This window comes from Frankia sp. CoWAU3, assembly GCF_977971855.1.
Map to the genome: position 1 here is coordinate 6,638 of NZ_CDWWXB010000094.1, position 6,346 is coordinate 12,983.

Consider the following 6,346-nt stretch of genomic DNA (forward strand, 5'->3'; position numbering starts at 1 on the left):
GGTCCGGTGGCCCCCGGCGTTCTCCTGGCCCCCGGCGTTCTCCTGGTTATCGGCGCTCCCCTGGTTATGTGGACTCATATCCACCTTCCGGACTTTCCGGCGTGCCGCCCCGTCCGTCGCTGGCTTCCTGGGCCTCCGGAACCGTCGCGCCGGCCCTGGGCGATGCCCTGGACCGGCGCCGGCCGCGCCCGAAGCTCGTCGTGACGATCCACGACGCCGTTCCCTGGACGCATCCCGAGACCCTGACCCCGCACGGGGTCCGGTGGCACCGGCTGATGGGCGAACGGGCCGCACGCCACGCCGACGCGATCGTCGTGCCGACGCTCGCGGTGGCGGCCGAGATCGCCCGGCATCTGCCGATCCCCGAAGATCGCCTGCACGCGATCGGGGAGGGAGTCGCCGACGCCGTGGTCCGGGTTCCGCCCGATGCCGACGCCCGCGCCGCGCGGATGGGGCTACCCCCTCCGGGGCGTTATCTACTCACCCTCGCCACGCTCGAACCCCGTAAGGGCCTCGACACCGCGCTCGCGGCGCTGCGACGACCGGACGATCCGGGCCTGCCGTTGGTCCACGTCGGCGCGACCGGCTGGGGTGGGCTGGACGTGCGCGCGACGGCGGCCAGGCACGGTCTGGGCGCGGACCGGGTGCGCACCCTTGGGCGGCTCAGTGACGAGGATCTCGCCGTGGTCCTGTCCCGTGCGGGCGTATTGCTCGCGCCGAGCCGGTCGGAGGGATTCGGGCTGCCGGTCGTCGAGGCGATGGCGCACGGTGTGCCGGTCATCGTCTCGGATGCCCCCGCGCTGGTCGAGGTCGGCGGGGACGCCGCCGTGGTGGTCGGGGTGGACGACCCGGCCGCGCTGGGCGCCGCGGTGGCGAAGGTCATGGGCGATCCGTACCTGCGGGGGCGGCTGTCGGAGTCTGGACGTCTTCGTGCCCGGTCATTTACCTGGAAAGGGGCAGCACTGGCGACGTGGGCGCTCTACCGTCGAGTCAGCGGTTTCCCCGCTGTGTCCGTCGCCGACGACGGGCGGGCGTAGTGTTGCCCCCGTTGAGAAGCAAGCGGTCACCGTGAAGCAAGCGACCACCCCGTCGCGGGTGGCGCGTCAGGGAGGGAGCGCCGTGGGACCCCGGGTGCTCGTCGACGCCACTTCGGTCCCGGCCGACCGTGGTGGCGTAGGGCGTTATGTCGACGGGTTGGTCGCGGCGCTGGGCGCGACCGGCGCGGACATGGCGCTCGTCTGCCAACGGTCGGATGAGGAACGCTACAGCCGGATGGCCCCACACGCCACCGTCCTGTCCGGGCCGGCGGCCATCGCCCACCGGCCCGCGCGGTTGGCCTGGGAACAGACCGGGCTGCCACTGGTCGCCGAACAGGTGAATGCCGATGTCATCCATTCACCGCACTACACGATGCCGTTGCGGGCGCACCAGCCCGTGTGCGTGACGATTCACGACGTCACCTTCTTCACCGAGCCCGACATGCACACCGCGGTGAAGGGCACGTTCTTCCGGTCCGCTATGCGTACCGCGGTGCGCCGGGCGGCCCGGATCATCGTCCCCTCGAAGGCCACCCGGGACGAGCTGGTGCGGGTGCTCGACGGGGAGTCGACGACCACCGACGTCGCCTACCACGGCGTCGACACGTCGACCTTCCATCCGCCGACCGAGGAGGACAAGCGGCGGGTGCGCCGCCGGCTCGGGCTCGGCGACTCGCGCTACGTCGCGTTCCTCGGGATGCTGGAGCCGCGCAAGAACGTGCCGAACCTCATCCGGGGCTGGGCCGAGGCGGTGCACTGGCGGGACGAGCCGCCCGCGCTCGTCCTGGCCGGCGGCTCCGGCTGGGACGACGACGTCGATGCCGCCGTCGCCTCGGTGCCGAGCCACCTGCGGGTGATCCGGCCGGGTTATCTGCGCTTCTCCGACCTGCCGGGCTATCTGGGAGGTTCGTCACTGGTGGCGTATCCCTCGCACGGCGAGGGCTTCGGGCTGCCGGTGCTGGAGGCGATGGCCTGCGGCGCCCCGGTTCTCACCACGCCGCGTCTGTCGCTGCCGGAAGTCGGCGGCGACGCCGTCGCCTACACTCAGCCGGACGCCGGCTCGATCGCCCGGGAGATGGGCGCCCTGCTCGATGACGCCGAGCGGCGCAGGCAACTCGGTCAGGCCGGTCTCGCCCGGGCCCGGGAGTTCACCTGGGCGGCCAGCGCCGAGGCGCATCTCGCGAGCTACGCGCGGGCGGTCGCCGAGCACTGAGGCGCCCGTCGGCCCGGCCCCGGGGCGAGGACCGCCGCAAAGGGCGCGCTACCGTCTCCTCGGTGCACAAGGTGCCGTGCGTCGTCACGGGAATGTGTCGGGCGACCGGTGGTGGGCGAGAACGGGCGGGCGAGACATGGGTGTGGATCCGGAGATCCGGGTCGTCGTCGTGACCTTCCGGTCCGGGGAGGTGATCGGAGCCTTCCTCGACTCGCTGGCGAAGGCGACCACGCGGCCCTACGAGGTCGTCGTGGTGGACAACTCGCCGCACCTCGACGAGGGCACGGCGGCGGCCGCCGAGCGGGCCGAGGTGCGCTTGGTGCGCCCGGGTCGCAACCTCGGCTACGGCACCGCGGTCAACCGTGGTGCCGCCGGAGCCCGCGGGCCCTGGTTAGTGATCTCCAATGCCGACGTCTCCTTCGCGCCCGGTGCGGTCGACGAACTGATTGCCGCGGCCGACCGCTGGCCGGGGGGCGGGGCCTTCGGCCCGGGGATCATCAATCCGGACGGGGCGCTCTACCCCTCGGCCCGGGACCTGCCCTCGCTCGGCCGCGGGGTGGGGCACGCCTTGTTCGGCTGGTGTTGGCCGACGAACCCGTGGACGGCCTCCTATCGGCGGGAGCGGGGCCTCCCCCGGGAGATGACCGCCGGCTGGTTGTCCGGTTCCTGCCAGCTGCTGTGCCGGGAGGCGTTCGAGGCGGTCGGCGGGTTCGACGAGTCCTACTTCATGTTCATGGAGGACGTCGACCTCGGCCGCCGCATCGGCGAGGCGTCCTGGCAGTCGGTGTACGTGCCGTCCGCGGTGGTCGAGCATCTCGGCGGACACTCGACGAAGCGGTCGTCACGGCGGATGGTGCTGGCTCATCACCGCAGCATGTTCCGCTACCTGTCCTGGCAGTACCCCGGCAACGCGCGCGCGCCGCTGCGGCTGCTGCTCGGGGTCGGTCTCGTGGTCCGGCTGCTGCTCGCGCTGATCTTCGCCCGGGACAGCGCGGGGGCGAAGGCGACCCGTTCTGCGGATCTGCTTCCCCGGGGTGGTGCCGCGCGGGGCGCCTGAGCGGGCCGCGGCCGGCCGATGGCCGACAGTCGAGTCGCTGGTAGTCATGGATGTCCTGGATGTCCGAGATATTTGGAATATCCGGGCGGCTTGGTGAACCCCGGTCCGACACAACGTGTCGAAACCATGGCATGCCGTTCGTCGTATGGTCCCGACCCCGATCCGTTTTCAGCGTCCACCGCGTGTTCTGCGACACTGACGCCCCATGGACGCAGTGATGCTTGTCGGCGGTCAGGGGACCCGCCTGCGACCGCTCACGATGTCGGCGCCGAAGCCGATGTTGCCGGTCGCGGGGGTGCCGGTCACCGCGCACATGCTGGCTCGCGCGCGAGACGCGGGAATCGACCGGGTGGTGCTCGCCACCTCGTACCGGGCGGAGGTCTTCGAGGAGTACTTCGGGGACGGCTCGGCGCACGGACTCCAGCTGGAGTACGTCACCGAGACCGAGCCGATGGGCACGGGCGGTGCGATCCGCAACGTGGCCGAGCGGCTCCACGGGGGACCGGGCGATCCGGTCGTGATCTTCAACGGTGACATCCTCGCCGGTCTGGACATCCAGGCCCTCGTCGCGCGGCACACGGTGACCGGCGCGGCGGTCACCCTGCATCTGACTCGGGTGGTGGACCCGCGTGCCTTCGGGGTCGTGCCCGTCGACGACGATGGTCGCGTCACCGCCTTCCTGGAGAAGACCCCGGACCCGCCCACCAATCTGATCAACGCCGGGTGCTACGTGTTCCGGCGGTCCGTCATCGACACGATCCCAACGGGACGACCGGTCTCGGTCGAGCGGGAGACCTTCCCGGGACTGCTGGCCGCCGGCACGGCGGTCATGGGTTACCCGGATGACACCTACTGGCTCGACCTCGGAACTCCCGCGGCGTTCGTGCAGGGCAGTCGCGACCTGGTGACCGGCCGGATGGCGTCGTCGGCGCTGCCGGGGCCGGTCGGGGACTGCCTGGTGCTGCCCGGTGCCGTCGTGGCCGCCGACGCCAAGATCGGTGGCGGGGCGACCGTCGGGGCCGGCGCGTGGGTCGGCGCGGGTGCCGCGATTGACGGTGCGGTGCTGTTCGACGGTGCGGTTATCGAGGCCGGGGCGGTCGTGCGGGACAGCGTGATCGGTCGGGACGCGGTGATCGGCTCCGGTGTCGCGCTCGACGGGGTGGTCATCGGCGACGGGGTACGGATCGAGCGAGGCAACGAACTGCGGTCCGGGGCGCGCGTGTTCCCCGGAGTCGTCCTCTCGGCGGGCGCTGTGCGATTCAGCTCGGACCGCACCTGAGCGCAGCCGACCGGTTGCGGGCGGCGGCGGACCGCTGGTAGCGCCGCCGCATTTCCTCACGACGCGGCGGCTGCGGTCCGTCCGTGCGGAGATCTCGCGGACATCCACGGACGGGGAACAAAAACCGTCCGCTGAATGCGGCGATTCCGCGCCGTGGCCGAGGACAATCGCACTCATGAGGTTCAGCGTGGAACGCGACGCGTTCGCCGACGCGACCGGCTGGGCCGCTCGGCATCTGCCCAACCGGCCGGGCCCGGCCCGGAACGTCCTGACCGGCATCCTGCTCGCCGCGGGCCATGGTTCCGCGGCGTCTCCCGGTTCCGCGGCGTCTCCCGGTTCCGCGGCGCCCCTGGGCCCGGCCGCAGCCTCGGTCCTGACGATCTGCGCGTACGACACGGAGGTGGCGGTGCGGGCTCCGGTCGCGGCCTCGGTGGACGAACCGGGGCGGGTGCTGGTGCCCGGCCGGCTCCTCACGGACATCGTGCGCAGCCTGCCCGCGACGACGGTCGACGTCGTGGTCGACGGTGACCGGCTGGTCCTGCGCTGCGGCAGCGTCCGTTTCACCGTGCCGCTGATGGACCCGGGTGAGTACCCGAAGCTCCCTAGCTTTCCCGGACCGATCGGCGAGGTGGACACGCTTGGGTTCGCGTCCGCGGTCGGTCAGGTCGCCCCGGCGGCCGGCCGGGACGAGACCATGCCCGTGCTCACCGCGGTCCGGATGGAGATCTCCGGGCGTGGGCTGACCCTCGTCGCCACCGACCGGTACCGGCTCGCGGTACGCGGCATACCCTGGCAGCCGACAGTCGACGATCCGTGGGCGCTCGCGCACGTGCCTGCCAAGGTTCTCGCCGAGGTGGCCCGCACGCCGACGTCGGCCTCCCGCACCGTGATTGGTCTGGACCTCGACGATCCGTCCGGCGCCCGGCTCGGCCTCGCCGCCGGCGGCCGGCAGACCATCGTCCGGCTCATCGAAGGGACGTTTCCCAACTACCGCAAGCTCCTGCCCGAGGCGGCCGCGCTCGTCGTCACCGCGCAGACCGCGGCGCTCGCCGCGGCGGTCCGTCGGGTGGCCGTCGTCGCCACCCGCACCGGGCCGCTGCGGTTCACTTTCACCCACGACCAGGTCGTCGCCGAGGCCGGGGACGGCGGTGGCGCACAGGCCAGCGAGACGATGCCGGTCGAGTACGCAGGTCCCGAGCTCTCGGTGCTGTTCAATCCGTCCTACCTGCTGGACGGGCTCGGTGCCGTCGAGGACGATCAGGCGACGATCGGGTTCGTCGACGACGATCCGGTCGAGGCCGCCGCGAAACCCGCGGTGCTCACCGGCAAGGACAGCGGCCGCGGCGCTGTCGACGAGGGCGCCTACCGCTACCTACTGATGCCCATCCGCCACGGCGGGGGCTGAGCCGAGGGCCAGGACCGTTTCTCCTGATCGTCTGGTTCGGCAGTCCAGGGTATGGATCCGGGGCGATGAGCCGGCCCGGCCGCGGCCCTGACGAGGACCGGACAGCCTTATAACCGGATAGCCGGAGACAGGCCACAGATACGCCGAAGAAACACCGTGGGAAATTTGTCCCGTGGCCTCCGCGCGACCCCGCTCGGGTTACCGATGCGGAGGGAACCCGACATCTCCCGTTCGGGATCCGGCCCCTCCTGTTTCCCCGGTTCTTACCTCTGAGGTGAGGATTTCCGGTGTGGGCTGGGTCGGTTGCAGGCGTGGCTGCCGCGCCGGGCGGTCGGGCCCGGAGTCACAGCGTGGC

Annotated in this window: 5 protein-coding genes; all 5 read left to right on the plus strand. The window is 71.9% G+C overall.

Annotated elements, in window-relative coordinates:
• Positions 1-1,037: glycosyltransferase family 4 protein (locus tag AC08ON_RS10380; protein WP_476616864.1), on the plus strand; the 1,037-nt coding region annotated here is incomplete at its 5' end.
• An 82-nt stretch (positions 1,038-1,119) separates the two neighbouring features.
• Positions 1,120-2,250 carry a glycosyltransferase family 4 protein gene (locus AC08ON_RS10385; protein ID WP_476607413.1) on the plus strand — a complete coding sequence of 377 codons (1,131 nt, stop codon included), beginning with the start codon at positions 1,120-1,122 and terminating at the stop codon, positions 2,248-2,250.
• Positions 2,251-2,386: 136 nt separating this feature from the next.
• A complete protein-coding gene (locus AC08ON_RS10390) occupies positions 2,387-3,307 on the plus strand; it encodes a glycosyltransferase family 2 protein (RefSeq protein ID WP_476607410.1) in 921 nt (306 codons plus the stop codon).
• Positions 3,308-3,512: 205 nt separating this feature from the next.
• Positions 3,513-4,586 carry a mannose-1-phosphate guanylyltransferase gene (gene manB / locus AC08ON_RS10395; RefSeq protein WP_476607411.1) on the plus strand — a complete coding sequence of 358 codons (1,074 nt, stop codon included), beginning with the start codon at positions 3,513-3,515 and terminating at the stop codon, positions 4,584-4,586.
• Positions 4,587-4,761: 175 nt separating this feature from the next.
• A complete protein-coding gene (gene dnaN, locus AC08ON_RS10400; protein ID WP_476607412.1) occupies positions 4,762-5,991 on the plus strand; it encodes a DNA polymerase III subunit beta in 1,230 nt (409 codons plus the stop codon).
• The last annotated feature ends 355 nt before the right edge of the window (positions 5,992-6,346 follow it).